Below are 18,349 nucleotides of genomic sequence, written 5' to 3'. Positions count from 1 at the left end.
CGAATGCCCCCAGTTATCGGCTCAGCTCGGGCGCGCCATATGGCTCAAAGTGGAAACGCTTAATCCGCTGCGCTGTTTTAAAGGGCGCGGCGCGGGCCTGGTTATCGCCGGCGCGGTCGCCCGCGGCGAATCGCGTCCGCTGGTCTGCGCCAGCGCCGGCAACTGGGGGCTGGCGCTGGCGTACTATTGCCATAAGGCCAGCCTGTCGCTGACGGTATTTGCCGCGCAAAATGCCAACCCGCTGAAAATCGAGGCCATTGCCGCCTATGGCGCCGATATCAGGCAGGTCGGCACCGATTTCGATAGCGCCAAGGAACAGGGCCAGCGATATTGCGCTACCATCGGTGGCTGGTTTATCGAAGACGGCCTGGAGCCGGAAGTAAGCGAAGGGGCCGGTACTATCGCCCTGGAACTGTTGTCAGTCCGCGTTCCGTTCCGAGCTATCTATATCCCGGTCGGCAACGGTGCGTTGATTGGCGGTATGGCGCGCTGGATCAAGGCGTCGGCGCCGGATATCCGCATTATCGGCGTGTGTCCGCGCGGCGCTGACGCCATGTACCAAAGTTGGTTGACCAATAGAGTGGTGGTTGCCAAATCAGTGAATACCCAGGCCGACGGCCTGGCGGTGCGAGTGCCGGTGCCGCAAGCGCTGGACGATATGCGCGATGTGGTGGACGAAATGATATTGGTTGAGGAGGCGCAGATAGCCGAGGCGACACGTTATGCGCTTAAATATGCCGGGCTTATCCTGGAGCCATCCGGCGCGGTATCCCTGGCTGGTATTTTGTCACATTCGCCAGGGGAACCGGCGCCATGCCCCGGCCCGGTCGCTGCTATTCTGACCGGAGCGAATATAGCATGTGGCTAAGCGTCAACATCTGACAATATTTTTAACCGCATGGGGCCAACTTTTGCAATCGCCGAGCTGCGTGAGCGTGTGGTCATGGCTGGCGGCGGACGACGCAGCAGTGATGGGGCGAAGCGTGAGCGTCGGGTGCCTTCGAGCACGTCCTGCGGCTTTGTTCGCAGCGACATCGTCGCGCGTGGTGCCTGAGTAGCGATACTGTTGGGCCGATGTAATTGCGATGTGGCTTCAATCGGCTATCCCCAGGGGATAGCGCGGAATAGGCCGCCAACGCTTAACGGACGCCTTTCCATACCCAGATGCCAACGGTGTCGGATCTATCCCCGGGGGATAGTTGTGGGTTGACCGGGCACGGCTTACGCGCGATGGCGCGCACGATCTTATATGAGGTGCTGGGCTTTCGCCCTGACTACACCGAGCACCAACTGGGGCATGCGGTGCGCGTCCATGGACCTGGCCTATAACCGCACAACGCACCGGGCTGAACGCCGGAAAATGACGCAGGCGTGTGCTGATTATCTGGATAGCCAGCGAGAAGGCCGCCCCCAGATAATTTCCCCGACTCTCTCGGGGCGGCAGCCGTTTAACACTTACAGGAGTCCATCGTGGAGATTCCGATTGTGAGCCACTAAACACACAAACAGAGATGGACAAGTATCAGAGTTTAAGTCACAGCCAATGGGAGTATTCGTATCACGTCGTGTTCATTCCAAAGCGGGGACGATGGATGTTGTGTAAGGGGGAATCGGATCCACTTGGGCGAGGTGTTTCAGCGACTGGCTGTGGAAAAGGAGAGCCGATTTTAGGAAGATGAATTTGTACGCAGGTCATGTGCACATGATGTTGCTGATGCCGTCGAAATATGATCGCCTGAATCAGTCGCACCTACTGTGATATGCCTTCCACCACCAAATGGCGCTAACTCATGGACGCGCATTAGCATACACGCCAGCCACTTTTTGAGCGGCTCACGCTATGAATGCCCCGGCCTTGCCGGGAGATTGTTATCTTGAGCCGTTCAGAAAAGGTGAGTTAGTCTCACTGTAGAGTCATTGCTGTAAGGGCCTCCTTCGCTCATTTTGTATAATTTTCTCGTGGGAATGGCTGTGGCTGATAAAACGTTGTCCGACGTGTTCCATTCTCAACAGGGGCGGATAAGGTAATGGTCATCTCTTTGTTGCCGCTGGTTGTCTGCAGGGGCACTGCACTCATGCCAGAATTGACGCTGGGCATTGCTGGAATACCGGCTATTTGAATAACCATCCGGCTATTCGCGGCTTCTACATGCCCTTGCTCTAACAAATCAATACGGTCCGCCCAGTCCTGCATCATGATCCGTCGCTGTTCAACGTAGGCCGCATGATTGTAGGCTGCGCTCACTTTGTTCGGGTCGGTATGAGAAAGCTGTGCTTCTATCCATGTCTTTGGATAACCAATTTCATGCAGTGCAGTTGAAATTGTGCCGCGGATACCGTGGCCGGTCAGACGATCTTTATATCCCATTCGTTTTAGAGCCTGGTTGAGTGTGTTTTCACTCATGCGTTTTTTCAGGTCAGAACTGTGGGGTAAAAGGAATCGCTGCGCCGGTCTGCAATTTCCAAGCAGGTGGCGGATAATTTCAGTAGCCTGGACAGATAAAGGGACGGTGTAGGGAGGAATATCTTGCGTGTGTTTGCCGTTCTTGCGCAAAAGTTTTTTTAGCTGTTTTACGTTATCCGGCGGAATAAGCCATAACCCGCGCGCCAGATCAAACTGCTCTGGCGTAGCCAGGCGTAGCTCGCCGGTACGAACACCGGTCAGCAGCAGCAGTCGAAGCCCCATCTGGGTGTTCTGTTGGCCAGGATAACGCCGTAGGTGTTGTAAAAAAGCGGGGATCTCATGCATCCATAAAAAGGGGTTATGGACAGAAGGTGGTTTAGGCAGTGCAACCACCTTCAGGTCGGTAGCAGGGTTATTCTCCAATCCTTCGACCTTTACTAAAGCAAAGCGGAATAACTGATTCAACCAGCCGCGGACTTTTTCGGCAACGGTGAATGCGCCGCGATGTTCAATTCTGCCCAGGATTTTTAACAGGTCGGTCCGTCGGACATCATAAATAGATGTCTTCCCAATTCTCGGCAGGACATCATTGTTGAAAACTCGCTTGCATTGAGAAAGCGGCGACTTTCTACCTTCTTTCGACGTTAGTGCCCGGTATTCAGTCCATTCCTTGAATACAGTTTCAAAGCTGTTCTCAGAAGCCAGCAAGGTGGAATAACGTTGCTGCTCACGGGCAGTCCTTGGATTAATGCCTTTTGCCAACAGGGCAGAAGCTTGATCTCTTAACTGTCTAGCTTCACGGAGTGTTACGCTTGGATAGCAACCGAGGGAAATGCGCTTTTGTTTTCCTCCCCAGTAATAGCGGAAGTGCCAGGTTTTTCCACCCTTGGGTGAAACAGCAAGCGAAAGGCCGGCATCATCGGAAAGGGTATAGGCTTTGCCGGTCGCTTTGGCCCGGCGGACTGCGGTATCGGAAAGTGCCATGATCGTAGCTCCTGATTTTTGGTCAGAGCTGGATTTTGGTTTCCAATCGTAGAGTCATCTAGCAACAATCCGGAATCAAACTCCCCCGCATTTCCGATGGACTTAAAAATGGACTTAAAAGCATCGGATACTGGTGGATTTCAGTGGACGTCGCTGGAACAGAGAATGATGGATTTCATCCATATTTCAATAGCCTGTAGATGTCAGTAGACATCTACAGAACAGAATTTGGCTCCCCTGACTGGACTCGAACCAGTGACATACGGATTAACAGTCCGCCGTTCTACCGACTGAACTACAGAGGAATTGTTGGGTTCGCATAATAGCGATGGCGGGGTGCCATGTCAAAGGGGGGAGGGGCGAAAAAGGTCTGTTTGCTCATAGATTGCTCATTCGCCCGCATCCCGCCGCGTTCCGGCGGGTTTTTATCGTGTCTCGCGATAAAAAATGGTTATAAAAAGCCGTAGGCGGCGGCCAGGATCCAGCCGATGACGCTTGAGACACCGACGCCGATCAGGCCCACCAGGATAAAGCTGTGGTTGATGACATACTTGCCGATATGGGTGGTACCGGAACGGTCAAACTGGATTGCCGCCAGATCGCTGGGATAGGTCGGCAGGATATAATAGCCGTAGCAGGCCGGCGCCGAGGCGACGATATAGGCCGGGTCGACGCCGATGGCCAGGGCCAGGGGCACGATTGCCGCCAGGGCCGCCGCCTGGGAGTTGACGAACTTCGACACCACCAGCAGCGCCAGCGCGTAGGCCCAGGGATGTACCTTGATAATGGCGCCGAGGCTGGCCTCGATTTCGGCCAGGTGCGCGCCAAAAATGGTTTCCGCCATCCAGGCGATACCGTAGACCGCCACGATGGCGATCATGCCGGAGCGGAACACTTCGTTTTTCGAGATGGCCGCCGGGTTGGTCTTGGTGGCGATAATAATCAGCGCGCCGGAAAACAGCATGCACATCTGGATAACCAATACCATCGACAGCCGCTTGCCGCCGAACGCCGGCAGCAGCTGCGGCACCGCGCCGAGCAGCGCCACCACGGCAATCGTCGCCAGGAAAATCCACATCGCCACCCAGTTGCTGCGCGGCAGCTTCTGGTCCAGCAGCGTGGCGGTATCGCCGTAAACGTAGTGACGGTTTTCCGGGTCGGAGATGAATTTCTGGAACACCTCGTCCTTGTCCAGATCCTTGCCGCGAAACCAGCTGAAGATGCCGATGGCCAGGATGCCGCACAGGGTGGAGGGGATGGTGATGGCCAGCAGGTCGAGGAAATCCAGATGGCGGCCGTTAAAGGACACATTGCCCAGCATCGCCACCAGCGAGACTACCGCCACCGAGACGGGGCTGGCGATGATGCCCATCTGCGCGCCGACCGAGCTGGCGGCCATGGGGCGTTCGGGACGGATGTTATTTTTAATCGCCACGTCGTAGATAATCGGCAAAATGGTGTAGACCACATGGCCGGTGCCGCACAGGATGGTCAAACAGCAGGTGACGAAGGGCGCCACGATCGAGACATATTTCGGGTTGCGCCGCAGCAGGCGTTCGGCGATTTGCAGCATCACGTCCAGCCCGCCGGAGGCTTGTAGGGTGGCGGAGGCGGCCACCACGGCAATAATCACCAGCATTACGTCGACCGGCGGTTTGCCGGGCTCGAGATGAAAAACAAACACCAGGATAACCAGGCCGATGCCGCCCAGCAGGCCCAGCGCGATGCCGCCTTTTCTGGCGCCGTATAACAGACAGGCCAGGATAACGGCCAATTGGATAAAAAAGTCCATACATTCCTCAGAGAAAGTTAACGTCATGTGTTAACCGCTAATATCGTCTCGTTAATCACAGGATTCGTTGCGTCAAATCTAAGATAGGAGGGTTATTCAGAAAAATTTAAGAGATGGGAGAGATCGATCACATGATCTGATAACGCGGGTGATAATACTATAGCCTGGTAATTTTGCGGCTGATAAGCGCGCTGCGAACAAGACGGCGGCGTTGAGGTTAATTTCCTGCCATAACGTCAACGCTACTTATTTCAAAGCGTAAAGCGCTTAGGCCGCGCCGAACTGGGCCTGATGCAGCCGGGCATAGGTGCCATGGCGCAGCAGCAGTTCCTTGTGGCTGCCCTGTTCTACGATGCCTTGCGTATCCACCACCACGATGCGGTCGGCATGCTGGATGGTGGCCAGCCGGTGGGCGATAACCAGCGTCGTGCGGCCCTCGGACAGCTCGGCCAGGGATTGCTGGATGGCCTGCTCGGTGGCGGTATCCAGCGCCGAGGTGGCTTCGTCCAAAATCAGGATTGGCGGATTTTTCAGGAAAATACGGGCAATGGAGAGGCGCTGCTTCTGGCCGCCGGACAGCTTGACCCCGCGCTCGCCCACCAGGGTATCCAGTCCTTCCGGCAGGGCGGAAATAAGCTCATCCAGGCGCGCGCGGCGGGCCGCCTGCCAAATCTCATCGTCGTCCGCCCCCAGCTTGCCATAGGCAATATTCTCGCGAATCGAGCCGCCGAACAGGAATACATCCTGTTGCACTATGCCGATATTGCCGCGCAGCGAGGCCTGGGTCATATCGCGGATGTCGATGCCGTCCACGCTGATACTGCCGGCGTCGACCTCATAAAAGCGCGGTAGCAGCGAACAAAGCGTGGTTTTACCCGCGCCGGACGGCCCGACAAAGGCCACGGTTTCCCCGGCGCGGATGGTCAGGTTCAAATCGCTGAGGATTGGTTTATCGGGGCGATAGCCAAAATTCACGTCGCGGTAAACGATATCGCCGCGCAGGCTGTTCACCACCAGGGCGGCGGGGCGATCGACGATATCGGCCACGGTATCCATCAGCCCGGTAAAACGCTTAAACCCGGCAATGCCCTTGGGATAACTTTCCAGCACCGCCGAAATCTTGGCCACCGGACGGAAAAACACTTCCACCAGCAGCAGGAAACCAACAAAACCGCCGTAGCTTAAATCGCCCTTGATCACATACCAGGTGCCGGCAACCATCACGATCAGCTGGACCAAACGGGTGCTGAGGTAACTGAGGGTCAGGCTGGCGGTCATGATCCGGTAGGCGCGCAGCTTGGTGGTGCGGTAGCTGTCGTTATCGCGGGCAAACAGCGCTTCTTCCTGGCGCTCGTTGGCGAAAGCCTTGACCACGCGAATGCCGCCGATGCTCTCTTCAATCCGGGCGTTAAAGTTGCCCACCTGGCGGAACAGCTTGCGCCAGGTTTCGGTCATCTGCGAGCCCTGCCGGCTGACCAGCCAGGTCATCGACGGCACGATAATAATGGTCAGCAACGCCAGCGGCAGATGAACGGTCGCCATCAGGATAAACGCGCCGATAAATGTCATGAAGGCGATAAACAAATCTTCCGGGCCGTGATGGGCGATTTCGCCGACCTCTTCCAGATCCTTGGTGACATGGGTGATGATATGGCCGGTCTTGGTATTATCGTAATAGCGGAACGAAAGCTTTTGCAGATGATTGAAAGCTTCGCGCCGCATATCGGTTTCAATGCCCACGCCCAGGGCATGGCCCCAGTAGTTGACCACCGCCATCAGTCCGGTATTCACCAAATAGATCAGCAGCAGGCCGACGGCGGAGGCGCCGATCAACATCCAGTCCTGGGCGGGCAGCAGTTTATCGATAAACAGCTTAACCGCCATGGGAAATCCGAGTTCCAGCAGGCCGGCGAGGATTGCGCAGCCGAAATCCAGCGCAAACAAGCCTTTATAGGGGATATAGTAATTAAAAAAACGGCGGAGCATCAATGCGTCCTCTGACAAAATCGCGATGCGGGATCACTTTTACGACGATTATTAATATGTTGATCAAATGATAATGCCTTGTCACGGCCGGGAAGGTCAATAACTGAAGTTCAATGGACCAAAGCCGATGGGTTCCGGGGGTATGGATTTGCCAGCCGGTAAGGTATTGACAATATATAGGTGCCATAGGTTATTATTGATATATCAACTATTGTGTTGGAATCTATTTTCCCATGTCATCAACACCTACGTCGTCCCCAACGAATCCATCGTTACCCGCGCCTTCGTCCCGCCGCCATTTCGCCAACCTGATTGCCCAGACCGCGCGTCAATGGCGCCGGGTCATCGATCGTAAACTCCAGCCGTATGGCCTGACCGAAGCCACCTGGGTGCCGCTGCTGTATCTTGCCCGGGCGGATAAGCCGATGCTGCAAAAAGATCTGGCCGAGGCGATTTACCTGGATGCATCCTCGGTGGTGCGCCTGCTGGACAATCTGCAAAACCAGGGATTTATCGAGCGTCGCGAGGGCGCCGATCGCCGCGCCAAGGAAATTCACCTGACTGAATCCGGCATGCAACGGGTGCAGCAGGTGGAGGGCATGGCCCTGCAGGTGCGCGACCGGGTGCTGGGCGGGGTTAACGCACAGGAGCTCGAGCAGATGAATCGCCTGCTGGAACAGGTGCTGGCCAGCCTGGCCGTGGTTGACAAGGAACCGTCATGAACAGTGCGTTACCTCAGCGACGGATACTGTCGCCAAGACGGTTCAACAACCTCAGGGGGCGCCAGAAAACCGGGTTTATCTTGGGCGTGGTGGTGCTGATTGCGCTGATTATCTGGCTTATCAGCTGGCTGGACTGGCGCTTTGCCCATGTGGCCGAGAACGATGCCCATATCGCCGGCGAGGTGGTGACCCTGGCCAGCCGGGTGGACGGCTGGCTGGTGGCGCGGCCGGTGATGGATGGCGATCATGTTAAAAAAGGCCAGATGCTGGCGCGGATTGACGATCGTGACGCCAAGCTGCGGCTGGCGGCGGTACAGGGCGATCTGGCCTCGGCCAACGCGCAGATACTCTATACCCAGGCCCAGCGCCAGACCGCCGATTTAACCACCCAGGCGGAACTGGAACAGGCGCAGGCGCAGTTAACCGTGGCGGAGTCGACGCTGTCCGACGCCGGGCATCAGCTGACGCTGGCCCAGGCCAATTTCCAGCGTGACGACAGTTTGGTCAAAAGCGGGCTGACGCCGCGTAAAACCTGGGATGAGAGCCACACCGCCGTGCTGCAGCGCCAGGATCAGCTGCGGGAGGCCGAAGCGCAACTGCTCTCGCAACGGGCGGCGCTGGCCAATGCCCGGGCGCAGCGCGGGCAGCTGCAGGTCCTGGATCGGCAAATCGATATGCAGCGCCAGCAGGTGGTGACGCTTACGGCGCAGGCGCAGCAGATTACCCAGGAGATCGCCGACCGCACCCTGCGTTCGCCGGTGGACGGGGTAGTGGACCGTACCCTGGCGGACGTGGGGGATTATGTGCAGGCCGGTCAATGGGTGATGATGGTGCACGACCCGAAAAATGTCTGGGTGGAAGCCAATGTCAAGGAGACCGAACTGGATCATGTCGCGGTGGGACAAGGGGTGGATGTGACGGTAGATGCGTATCCCGGCCTGGTGAGCCACGGTCATGTGATACGGGTCGGCAATACCGCCACCAATCAGTTCGCCTTGCTGCCCAGCCCGAACCCGTCCGGCAACTTTACCAAAATCACCCAGCGGGTTCCGGTGCGCATCGCCCTGGATACCGTGGACGGACGAATCAAACCCGGCTTGATGGTTGAGGTGGCGATCGATGTCGCCCATTGAAGCGCAGATAGAACGATTTGGTCCCTCTTATCGTTGGCTGGCAACGGGTACGGTGATGCTGGGGACGATCGCCACTACCGCCACCGCCACCATCGTGAATATCGCCATGCGCGATATCGCAGGCGCCTTCGGCCTGGGGCAGGATCAGGTGCAATGGTTATCCACGGCATTCCTGGCCTCCATGACCGCCACCATGCTGATTACCGCCTGGGCGCTGGACCGGTTCGGTTACCGTCGCGCCTTTGTTGGCGCCTTGGCGCTGTTTATTGCCGGCAGCCTGCTGGGGTTTGTCAGTAGCAGCGGCACCGAGGTGATTTTAGCCCGCATCCTGCAGGGCAGCGCTTCGGGCATTATCCAGCCCATGGCCATGGTGGTCCTGTCGCAGGTTTTTCCTCCCGCCCAGCGGGGCAAGGCCATGGGCATTTACGGGGTCGGCGTGGTGCTGGCGCCGGCGTTGGGGCCGACGGTGGGCGGCATCATGGTGGATCAGTACGACTGGCGCTTTGTGTTTCTGGTGGTGGTGCCGTTTTGTGTCGCCGGCATGGCGGCCTCGATGTTCATTTTGCCGGATCTGGATCGTAGCGCTTCCGCGCCCCGGCGCAGGTTTGACGGGATAGGATTCCTGTTGCTGGTAAGCGCGCTGACCACCTTATTGACCGGGTTGTCCAACGGCCAGCGGGAAGGGTGGGATTCGTTTTTTATTATCGGTATGTTCGTCGCCGCGGCGTTCACCTCCGCCGGTTTTATCATTTGGGAATTGGTGGCGCCCCAGCCGTTGCTCAGCCTTAGGGTGTTCACCAATCTGCGGTTTTCCGCCGGTTGCGTGGTGGCGTTCGCGCTGGGGGCCGGTATCTACGGTTCAACCTATATCGTGCCGCTGTTCGTGCAAAGCATTCAGGGGTATACCCCCACCCGTTCCGGGTTGTTATTGATGCCGTCCGGGCTGATGCTGGGGGTGCTGTTTCCTATCGCCGGCATGCTGAGCGACCGGCTGCCGCCCCATATTCCGGTGATAGCCGGCCTGGCAATCTTCGCGCTGTCGTGCTGGTTATCCGGCGGCGCGGATGTGGACACGCCGTTCTGGACCATGGCCGGCTGGGTGGTCCTGGGCCGGGTCGGTCTGGGCGTCATCATGCCGGCCCTTAATGCCGGGGCGCTGCGCGCGCTGCCGGCGGATAAGCTGGCGCAGGGCTCCGGCAGCCTGAACTTTGTGCGCCAGTTGGGCGGCGCCTTTGGCGTTAACCTGCTGTCGGTGGTTATCGACCGGCGCACCATTTTTCATGGCGACGCCCTGGCCCAGGCGCTAACGGCGGCCAACGCCGCGGCGGCGGAGTCTATTTCCCGCCTTGCGCTGCTTTATTCCCACTGGGGCAATCCGTTCGGCACCCGGCTGCCGGAGGGGGTAAACCCCGGCTCGATGGCCTACCTGGAAAGCATGCTGGTGCCCAAGGCGCAGCTGTTCGCTTATCAGGATGGGTTTTATATCGTGGCGGTGTTTTTCTTCGCGGCTATCATCCCGGCCTGGTTTATGCGCGGCCGGACCCGCCCGGCCACGCGGTTGCAGGCGAAAGCGGCTCCCCCTGAACCGGACTATTCCGTAAAATAACGTTGGTAACTTAACGCCTGGAAGCCGACGCCGGCAAAAATGGGCGCCTGCCCCCTGTCTAACAGCATGTGTCGCCCGAGGCCATTGTCTTTTCTATCCCCGGTTCAGGCTTCTCTCGTTTGCCGTAATAATGATCCGGCGCAATAAAACCCGCGCCGGCTAACATTATACTCGTATTTTATAGACGGTCGGTCTATATTAATTTCATGACGACACCTATATTTACGGCGCGGCGCGGGCGGCCGCCAAAAATTGCCCGGGACCATCCCGATACCCGCGAGAGCTTAATCCGCTGCGGTACCGCGATCCTGACCGAACAGGGGTTCAGCGCCTCGGGCATCGACGGCATCCTGAAACAGGTGGGCGTGCCCAAAGGCTCGTTTTATTACTATTTCGCCAGCAAAGAAGCGTTCGGGCAGGAGATTATCGCTTATTACGGCCGTTATTTTGCCCGTAAGCTCGATCGCTGCCTGCTGTGCGAGACGATGCCGCCGCTGGACCGGCTGCGGGCGTTTGTGCGCGACGCCAGCCTCGGCATGGCTAAATATGATTTTAAACGCGGTTGCCTGGTGGGCAATCTCGGGCAGGAAATTAATCTGCTGCCGGACGGTTACCGCCGTCAGCTCAGCGGCATATTGCAAGAGTGGCAAGGGCGGGTCGCCTGCTGCCTGCGCCTGGCGCGCGACGCCGGGCAGCTGTCGCCCTCGGCGGACTGCGAGGGGCTGGCGGAATTTTTCTGGATCGGCTGGGAGGGCGCGGTCATGCGCGCGCGGCTGGCAAAAAGCGCCCAGCCGCTGCAGCGCTTCGCCGAGGTGTTTTTTGCCGGTTTGCCGCGCTGAGCGGGCGGCGGTTTATCACTATGCGGTGACTATGTGAGGAGAGGGTATGTTCAACGGAATTTTGATCGAGAAAGATGAGCGGGGCTATCGCGCGCGCAGCGCCCGGCTGGATGAGGCGCAGCTGCCGGAGGGCGACGTGCGGGTGAACGTCGGTTATTCCACGCTCAATTATAAAGACGGCTTGGCCATTACCGGCAAAGGCCCGGTGGTACGCTCTTTCCCCATGGTGCCGGGCATTGATTTGGCCGGCATTGTCGAGCATAGCGGCCATGCCGGGTTCAAACCCGGCGACGCGGTGCTGCTGAACGGCTGGGGCGTGGGCGAGAAACACTGGGGCGGCCTGGCGCAAAAGGCGCGGCTGAACGGCGACTGGCTGATCCCGCTGCCCGCCGGGATGACCGGCCGGCAGGCCATGGCGGTCGGCACCGCCGGTTATACCGCGATGCTGGCGGTGATTGCGCTGGAAAAAAACGGCGTGGCCCCGGCCAGGGGCAAGGTGCTGGTTACCGGCGCCAACGGCGGCGTCGGCAGCTTTGCCATCGCGTTTTTGTCGCGCCTGGGCTATCAGGTGGTGGCGTCGACCGGACGCCAGGAAGAGGCTGAGCATCTTAAGCGGCTTGGCGCGGTTGAGGTTATCGACAGGGCACAGCTTTCCGCGCCCGGACGGCCGCTGGGCAAGGAGCAATGGGCCGCGGCAATCGACAGCGTCGGCAGCCATACGCTGGCCAACGTCTGCGCCGGCTTGCAATATCAAGGTACCGTGGCCGCCTGCGGCCTGGCGCAGGGGATGGATCTGCCGGCAAGCGTGGCGCCCTTTATTCTGCGCGGCGTAACCCTGGCCGGCGTGGACAGCGTGATGCGCCCGTTGGCCGACCGTCTGGCCGCCTGGGACCGCATCGCCACCCTGGTTGACGACGGCCTGATAAACAGCGTCAGCCGCGAAATCGGCCTGGGCGAAGTGATTGAAACCGCCGGCGCGCTGATGGACGGCAAAATCCGCGGCAGGATCATCGTCGACGTTAACCGTTAACTCATCGTTAGCGCCCTGTTTTGGTTTACTTCGGGGGGCCGGGTGTGCCTAAGGCCACGCGCCCGGTCCTTTAACCGCAAAATCAACTGCTTAGTAAAAAATAACACGACGTTATAGCTGTTGTGATGCCGTCACGTCAACTTGGGGGTTCTATAGTTTTTTCTGACCCTATCACTGTTAATTCGCGCCCTTTCATCGTGCCTGTTTTGATAGTTAATGCCTAGCGCAACGTTCCTGCATCGAGCACTCCGGCGCCTCGCCGCATAATACGCCGACGGTCGGCGCTGCGCAGTCCAATATGCTAAATCATCATTAATATTTATTAATCAACGGCGCCCAGTCCGATATTCTTCTATCCGTCCTGCCTGTAAATCCGCCTTGCCTTGTTTGTTGTGTTTTTTTTTCAGGTTAATTGTGTAAATAAACTCACCATTGATAGCGGTCCTATCAGTTTTGGTCTATCCGTTAAATAGGCAATTCAACGGATTTTCCGCATTCCACAGTGACATACGCCGGAGGAAATAATGAAAGCAGTCGTTTATAACGGTCCACGCGATGTCGTGGTAAAAGATATGCCGGACGCGAAAATTGACAAGCCTACCGATGTACTGGTCCGCATTACCACCACCAATATCTGCGGCTCGGACTTGCATATGTATGAGGGGCGCACCAGTTTTGAAACCGGGCGCATTTTCGGCCACGAGAACCTCGGACAGGTCATCGAGGTCGGAGCGGGCGTGCAGCGGATCAAGGTGGGCGATTATGTCTGCCTGCCGTTTAACATCGGCTGCGGCTTTTGCGAAAACTGCGAACGCGGCCTGACCGGGTTCTGCCTCACCGCCAATCCCGGCTCGGCGGGCGCCGCCTACGGTTTTGCTGAAATGGGGCCCTGGGAGGGCGGCCAGGCGGAATTACTGCGGGTGCCCTTTGGTGATTTTAATTGCCTGGTACTGCCGAAAGACGCCCGGGAAAAAGAAGATGACTACGTCATGCTGTCCGATATTTTCCCGACCGGCTGGCATGCCACCGAACTGGCGGGCCTGCGCCCCGGCGATAGCGTGGCGATTTACGGCGCCGGCCCGGTGGGATTGATGGCCGCCCATTCGGCCGTCGTCAAAGGCGCCTCGCAGGTGTTTGTGGTGGATACCCATCCCAGCCGCCTGGCATTGGCGGAAAAACTCGGCGCCACGGCGATCAACGGCGTCGGCGACGCGGCGGTGGAGCAAATCATGAACCTGACCGACGGGCGCGGCACCGACTGCGGCTGCGAATGCGTCGGTTATCAATGTTGTGATAAGCACGGCCATGAGGACAACTCGGCCACCATGAACAGCCTGGTGGCCTCCACCAGGGCCACCGGCGGCATCGGCGTGGTCGGGGTATTTGTGCCGCAGGATCCGGGGGCCGGTACGGATTTGGCGAAAGAGGGCAAGATGCCGTTCGATTTCGGCAGCTTTTGGTTTAAGGGCCAGCAGATCCGCACCGGCCAGGCCAACGTCAAGGCCTATAACCGCCAGCTGGCGCGCCTGATCCATCAGGGCAAGGCCGCGCCGTCACAAATTATTTCCCATCGCCTCCACCTGGCCGAGGCGCCGGACGCCTATAAACACTTCGACGATCGCGACGCGGGCTGGACCAAGGTTATCCTCAAACCCTGAGTAGTTGTCCTGCGGTTGGCCCGCAGGGTGGCCCGCAAGGATGTGAGCCGTAATCGCGCACCCTCGTCACATCCCTGGAACGGCGGGGTGTGTTCACGGCGTCTTTATTAGCTTGCCTGTCCTGCCCGCGTTCCTCGTTGAGTCATTTTCCGCCACGTTTAACGTCACCCGCGTTGAAATATCTTTCAACATCTTCCCCGGCCTAAAGCGCTTTTTGTCCAAGCCAAATGCCAAAAACACGCGTAATGTTATAAAGTAGTGTCAAAGATGTTATTTCCGGCGCACAAGTGGCCGCATAAGCATAATAAGCACAGGAGAAGGACATGGCACGATATACAGTCTTAACCGGTATGCTGATGGGCATGCTGACGTTTGCCAGCCCCATGATCATGGCGGCGGACGCTCCCGCCAAACCCTCGATGGCGGTGCGGGGCACGGTAACCCAATTCAGCGGCGATCGATTACAGCTAACCGATCGCCGGGGCGAAAAGCTGACGGCCACCCTGAACGATAAAACCACCATCTCCGCGGTGGCGCAGGGCAAAATCAGCGATATCAAACCCAACAGCTTTATCGGCACCGCCGCGGCGCCGCAGCCTGACGGCACGCTGAAAGCCCTGGAGGTTCATGTGTTTGATCCGAGCCTGCGCGGTTCCGGTGAAGGGTTCAGGCCATGGCAGGGCGCCGACGGCAAGGTGGGCACCATGACCAACGGCACCGTCGGCACGCTGGTTAACGCCAACGGCCGGACCATGACGGTGAAGTACCAGAACGGCGAGAAAAAGGTGATTGTGCCGGAAGACGTGCCTGTTGTGACACTGTCACCAGGCGACCGCTCGTTGCTAAAGCCGGGCGCGCATATTATCCTGTTCCCGGCGCCGGGCAGCGCGGATCATCTGGTGGCGGGCCGTATCGTCGCCGGTGTTAACGGCACTATCCCCCCCATGTGAAACGGATAGGCGGTTCGGGCCGGGCGGCAAGGTTCGCCCGGCCCCGACGCGCCCCCGCCCCTGGAGAGCTTGTGAAGACATCCTCCGCGTCTCTATCCAAAATCCGTCTGCATCGCGCGCCGGTGCGGATTATGCACTGGCTGAACGTGCCGATCCTGTGCGCCATGCTGATGAGCGGCTGGGGTATTTACAATGCCTCGCCGATTTTCCCCGCGTTGACGTTTCCCACCGCGCTGACCCTGGGCGGCTGGCTGGGCGGCTCCATCGCCTGGCACCTGGCGGTGATGTGGGCGCTGGCGGCGAACGGGCTGCTTTATATTCTCTGGGGACTGTTCAGCGGTCACTTTCGCCGCGACTTCCTGCCGCTGACGCCGCGCTCGGCGCTGCGTGACGTGAAGCTGGCGTTGACCTTTCGCCTGGAGCATCGGCTGGGACGCTATAACGCCATCCAGAAAGCCTTTTATTGGTTTGCCCTGCTGTGCGGGCTGCTGTTGGTCCTGTCCGGCCTGTCTATCTGGAAACCGGTGCAGCTTTACCCTCTGGTGGCGCTGTTCGGCGGATTTGACCGGGCGCGTTATGTCCATTTTTTCGCCATGGGCGGCATCGTGATGTTTGCCGTGGTCCATGTGGCGATGGTAGTTACCGTGCCGTCGACCTTTTTGCCCATGATTACCGGTTATATACGCCGCAAGCCGCGGGAAACCTCCGATGAATAACGAGCAGAAAAAGACCGGCCTCAAACTCGAGCCGGCGCAGCAAAAAACGCTGTACCGAGTGCAGCGCCGCCTGTTGCTGCGCTCGGGCCTGACGCTGGGCGCGCTGACCCTGCTGACCGGCTGCAATCTGCAGGACGGCGATGAGGTGGATAAAGCGCTATGGGCCATGTCGCGCTGGAACGACCGGGTGCAGGGGTGGCTGTTCAGCGGGCGGCGCCTGGCGCAAACCTATCGTCTGGATCAGGTGACCAAGCCGTTCCCCTTTAACGCCTTTTATCCCGAATACAACGTGCCGGAAATCGATCTTCCCGCCTACAGGCTGGAGGTGGCCGGGCGGGTGGCCGATAAGCGGCCCTGGACGCTGGACATGCTGCGGGCGTTGCCAAGGCGCAGCCAGGTGACCCGGCTTATCTGCATCGAGGGCTGGAGCGCCATCGGCCAGTGGAGCGGCGTGCCGCTGCGCACGTTCCTGGAGCATGTCGGGGCCGATCTGCGCGCCGGGTTTGTCGGTTTTCGCTGTGCCGACCGCTACTACTCCAGTATCGATATGGCCACCGCCCTGCATCCGCAAACCACGCTGGCGCTGGATTTTGCCGGCAAGGCGCTGCCGGACGCCTATGGTTATCCGCTCAGGCTACGGGTGCCGACCAAACTGGGTTTTAAGAACGCCAAGCATATCGTCTCCCTGTCGGTGGGCAATGACAATCCCGGCGGATATTGGGAAGATCAGGGTTATAACTGGTTCAGCGGAATCTGAAACGCGGATTCAGGCCTGGCAGATCTGGTTGCGTCCCTGGCGTTTTGCTTGGTAAAGGGCGGAATCCGCCTTGACCACCAGCCGGGTGGGCGTGTCCTGCCCGGCCACCGGCAGGCCGACAAACACCCCGAGGCTTGAGGTTAGGATCCCGGTCGGGCTGCCCTCGTGGGGTATGTTTAATTGAATAATCCCCTGCCGGATGCGCTGCGCCGCCGCCAGGGTGCCCGCGCGATCGGTGTCGGGCAGCAAAATGATAAATTCCTCGCCGCCGTAGCGCGCCACCAGGTCACGGTGGCGCAGCGGCAGGTTGTGCAGGGTTTGCCCGATAAGCCGCAGGCATTCGTCACCGGCCACATGGCCGTACAGATCGTTAAACTGCTTGAAATAATCCACGTCCAGCAGGATAAGCCCCAGCTCCCTGCGCGATTGCATGGCGCGCTTGAATTCGTTGTCCAGCGCAAGATCAAAATGGCGCCGGTTATAGAGACCGGTCAGCCCATCCGAACGCGCCAGCTTCTCCAGCGACCGGTTTAACGTGCGCAGCTCCCGCTGGGCGTGGATAAGCTCCTGTTCGGCGCGCATTCGCGCGCGCACCTGACGCATCAGCAATAAACAGACGGTGGTGATCATCACGACAAAAATCAGGGTCATCACCGCATGGTTAAACGCGTCCTGTCGCCAGTCGGACATGGTCTGGTCCAGCGACAGGCCGGTGGTGACAATCACCGGATACTGTTTAAGGTGGGTATAGCTATAGACCTTCTGCTCCGGGTCGGCCGACAGGACGCTGGTTACGATGCCCGAATGGTTTTGCCGGATATTGTCCTGGTATAGCGGCGAGCCGGCAATGGTGGTGCCGATGATTTTTTCATCATAGGGATGTCGGTAGAGCACTGTACCGTTATTGAGCAGCATCATTAACGTCGAGTCATCGCTAATCATGAATCTGGTATAAAAATTGCGGAAATGATCGAGCATGATGCTTTCCAGCACTACCCCGGCAAAACTGCCGTCGGAATGGTTGAGGCGCCGGGAGATGGGCACAATCAACTGGTGGGTCATGCGGCTGCGAACGACGTTGCCGATGCGCAGGGTTAACTCGGGATGGTCGCGATGATAAATAAAATAATCGCGGTCGGCGTAATTATTCACGGCCGGCAGGTGGTCCGCTTCCGTTACAATCATATGGCCGGCGTCGTCAAATAGGGAAATAGCGCCTATTTGCTTCAACCCCTGGGCTTTTTGCTGGAAAAGCTGATGTAGCCGGGGTCGCTGCGCCGCGCCGGCGCCGAGGGTGTCTATCTGCCGCGCCAGCTCCGCCAGGGTGGCTTCGGCCTGGGAAAAGGTATCGCTGGCATGCTGCGATAAGGCTTGGGTCAAGTTCATGGTCGCGGTCTGGGATTTGGCCAGCGCGGAATGATAGGTCTGCCATACATGCCAGCCGTTAATGGTTATCAGGGCCGCTATCAGCAGCGCGGCCGAGGCGCCCAGTTCGAAAACCAATGAAAATCGATGGCGGCCATGCAAAATGGCGTCAGGCTTATCTTGGCGGGCGGATCCGGAGCGTCTGGTTTTTCTCATAAGGCTATATCGATGACATCCCTGAACTTTCACTATCGTGCTGGACAATGGTTTCCATTGTGATGATAAAAAATGGCTTGGTTGCATTAGAAGTATTTATGCTTGCGGGCGGTTAGTCAAAGTCCGGACGGAGATAATTGATCCGCCTGTCAGCCGGACTGCGCCTGACGCGTATTCGGTGGCCGGAGATG

The 18,349-nt window shown here is 58.5% G+C and carries 14 protein-coding genes and 1 tRNA gene; 10 read left to right on the top strand and 5 right to left on the bottom strand.

Features of this window, described 5'->3' with window-relative positions; translation table 11 throughout:
* The coding region (locus tag GRH90_RS12050) for a threonine ammonia-lyase (protein WP_162366186.1) at window positions 1-868 on the top strand (868 nt) is incomplete at its 5' end.
* Window positions 869-1,939: 1,071 nt separating this feature from the next.
* On the opposite strand, the gene GRH90_RS12040 is transcribed toward GRH90_RS12050, so the two are convergent.
* From GRH90_RS12040 to GRH90_RS12025, 4 genes are all read right to left on the bottom strand, one after another.
* Window positions 1,940-3,388, bottom strand: coding sequence for a tyrosine-type recombinase/integrase (locus tag GRH90_RS12040; protein WP_162366185.1), 1,449 nt, complete (start codon window positions 3,386-3,388; stop codon window positions 1,940-1,942).
* A gap of 229 nt (window positions 3,389-3,617) precedes the next feature.
* A tRNA-Asn gene (locus GRH90_RS12035) sits at window positions 3,618-3,693 on the bottom strand.
* A 146-nt stretch (window positions 3,694-3,839) separates the two neighbouring features.
* On the bottom strand, window positions 3,840-5,180 hold the full coding sequence (locus GRH90_RS12030; RefSeq protein ID WP_162366184.1) for an anaerobic C4-dicarboxylate transporter: 1,341 nt from the start codon (window positions 5,178-5,180) through the stop codon (window positions 3,840-3,842).
* A 267-nt stretch (window positions 5,181-5,447) separates the two neighbouring features.
* Window positions 5,448-7,166, bottom strand: coding sequence for an ABC transporter ATP-binding protein (locus tag GRH90_RS12025; protein ID WP_162366183.1), 1,719 nt, complete (start codon window positions 7,164-7,166; stop codon window positions 5,448-5,450).
* A 233-nt stretch (window positions 7,167-7,399) separates the two neighbouring features.
* Here GRH90_RS12025 and GRH90_RS12020 point away from each other — a divergent pair, with 233 nt between their 5' ends.
* The 9 genes from GRH90_RS12020 (at window position 7,400) to GRH90_RS11980 (ending at window position 16,577) form a co-directional block, all read left to right on the top strand.
* Window positions 7,400-7,888, top strand: coding sequence for a MarR family winged helix-turn-helix transcriptional regulator (locus GRH90_RS12020; RefSeq protein ID WP_162366182.1), 489 nt, complete (start codon window positions 7,400-7,402; stop codon window positions 7,886-7,888).
* Window positions 7,885-9,021 (top strand): HlyD family secretion protein, encoded by a 1,137-nt coding sequence (locus tag GRH90_RS12015; RefSeq protein WP_162366181.1) that lies wholly within the window; start codon window positions 7,885-7,887, stop codon window positions 9,019-9,021. The genes GRH90_RS12020 and GRH90_RS12015 overlap by 4 nt, the downstream gene beginning before the upstream one ends.
* On the top strand, window positions 9,008-10,627 hold the full coding sequence (locus tag GRH90_RS12010) for a DHA2 family efflux MFS transporter permease subunit (RefSeq protein ID WP_162366180.1): 1,620 nt from the start codon (window positions 9,008-9,010) through the stop codon (window positions 10,625-10,627). Before GRH90_RS12015 ends, GRH90_RS12010 begins: the two co-directional genes overlap by 14 nt.
* A gap of 206 nt (window positions 10,628-10,833) precedes the next feature.
* On the top strand, window positions 10,834-11,466 hold the full coding sequence (gene acuR, locus GRH90_RS12005) for an acrylate utilization transcriptional regulator AcuR (RefSeq protein WP_162366179.1): 633 nt from the start codon (window positions 10,834-10,836) through the stop codon (window positions 11,464-11,466).
* 46 nt (window positions 11,467-11,512) lie between these two features.
* Complete coding sequence (gene acuI, locus GRH90_RS12000) at window positions 11,513-12,496, top strand: acrylyl-CoA reductase (NADPH) (RefSeq protein WP_162366178.1); 984 nt, start codon at window positions 11,513-11,515, stop codon at window positions 12,494-12,496.
* A 524-nt stretch (window positions 12,497-13,020) separates the two neighbouring features.
* Window positions 13,021-14,154 (top strand): glutathione-independent formaldehyde dehydrogenase, encoded by a 1,134-nt coding sequence (locus GRH90_RS11995; protein ID WP_162366177.1) that lies wholly within the window; start codon window positions 13,021-13,023, stop codon window positions 14,152-14,154.
* A gap of 323 nt (window positions 14,155-14,477) precedes the next feature.
* The gene (locus GRH90_RS11990; protein ID WP_162366176.1) at window positions 14,478-15,104 is read left to right on the top strand and encodes a hypothetical protein; all 627 of its coding nucleotides are present in this window, start codon (window positions 14,478-14,480) and stop codon (window positions 15,102-15,104) included.
* A 71-nt stretch (window positions 15,105-15,175) separates the two neighbouring features.
* The gene (locus GRH90_RS11985) at window positions 15,176-15,820 is read left to right on the top strand and encodes a cytochrome b/b6 domain-containing protein (protein ID WP_162366175.1); all 645 of its coding nucleotides are present in this window, start codon (window positions 15,176-15,178) and stop codon (window positions 15,818-15,820) included.
* Window positions 15,813-16,577: a molybdopterin-dependent oxidoreductase gene (locus GRH90_RS11980; RefSeq protein WP_162366174.1), complete on the top strand. Its 765-nt coding sequence runs from the start codon at window positions 15,813-15,815 to the stop codon at window positions 16,575-16,577. The genes GRH90_RS11985 and GRH90_RS11980 overlap by 8 nt, the downstream gene beginning before the upstream one ends.
* A gap of 9 nt (window positions 16,578-16,586) precedes the next feature.
* Here GRH90_RS11980 and GRH90_RS11975 read toward each other — a convergent pair whose 3' ends face one another.
* The gene (locus GRH90_RS11975; protein WP_162366173.1) at window positions 16,587-18,158 is read right to left on the bottom strand and encodes a sensor domain-containing diguanylate cyclase; all 1,572 of its coding nucleotides are present in this window, start codon (window positions 18,156-18,158) and stop codon (window positions 16,587-16,589) included.
* Window positions 18,159-18,349: the final 191 nt, after the last annotated feature.

This window comes from Acerihabitans arboris (assembly GCF_010131535.1).
Classification (GTDB): domain Bacteria; phylum Pseudomonadota; class Gammaproteobacteria; order Enterobacterales; family Enterobacteriaceae; genus Acerihabitans; species Acerihabitans arboris.
The sequence above is the reverse complement of the archived record's forward strand: the minus strand, read 5'-3'. Positions and strand labels throughout refer to the sequence as shown.

What these genes read in the sequence shown, in the direction of transcription:
- acuR (WP_162366179.1), top strand. Translation starts at nt 10,834, where the DNA reads ATGACGACACCTATATTTACGGCGCGGCGCGGGCGGCCGCCAAAAATT.
- GRH90_RS11995 (WP_162366177.1), top strand. Translation starts at nt 13,021, where the DNA reads ATGAAAGCAGTCGTTTATAACGGTCCACGCGATGTCGTGGTAAAAGAT.
- GRH90_RS12010 (WP_162366180.1), top strand. Translation starts at nt 9,008, where the DNA reads ATGTCGCCCATTGAAGCGCAGATAGAACGATTTGGTCCCTCTTATCGT.
- acuI (WP_162366178.1), top strand. Translation starts at nt 11,513, where the DNA reads ATGTTCAACGGAATTTTGATCGAGAAAGATGAGCGGGGCTATCGCGCG.
- GRH90_RS12025 (WP_162366183.1), bottom strand. Translation starts at nt 7,166, where the DNA reads ATGCTCCGCCGTTTTTTTAATTACTATATCCCCTATAAAGGCTTGTTT.
- GRH90_RS12020 (WP_162366182.1), top strand. Translation starts at nt 7,400, where the DNA reads ATGTCATCAACACCTACGTCGTCCCCAACGAATCCATCGTTACCCGCG.
- GRH90_RS12015 (WP_162366181.1), top strand. Translation starts at nt 7,885, where the DNA reads ATGAACAGTGCGTTACCTCAGCGACGGATACTGTCGCCAAGACGGTTC.
- GRH90_RS11980 (WP_162366174.1), top strand. Translation starts at nt 15,813, where the DNA reads ATGAATAACGAGCAGAAAAAGACCGGCCTCAAACTCGAGCCGGCGCAG.
- GRH90_RS11975 (WP_162366173.1), bottom strand. Translation starts at nt 18,158, where the DNA reads ATGAGAAAAACCAGACGCTCCGGATCCGCCCGCCAAGATAAGCCTGAC.
- GRH90_RS12040 (WP_162366185.1), bottom strand. Translation starts at nt 3,388, where the DNA reads ATGGCACTTTCCGATACCGCAGTCCGCCGGGCCAAAGCGACCGGCAAA.
- GRH90_RS11990 (WP_162366176.1), top strand. Translation starts at nt 14,478, where the DNA reads ATGGCACGATATACAGTCTTAACCGGTATGCTGATGGGCATGCTGACG.
- GRH90_RS12030 (WP_162366184.1), bottom strand. Translation starts at nt 5,180, where the DNA reads ATGGACTTTTTTATCCAATTGGCCGTTATCCTGGCCTGTCTGTTATAC.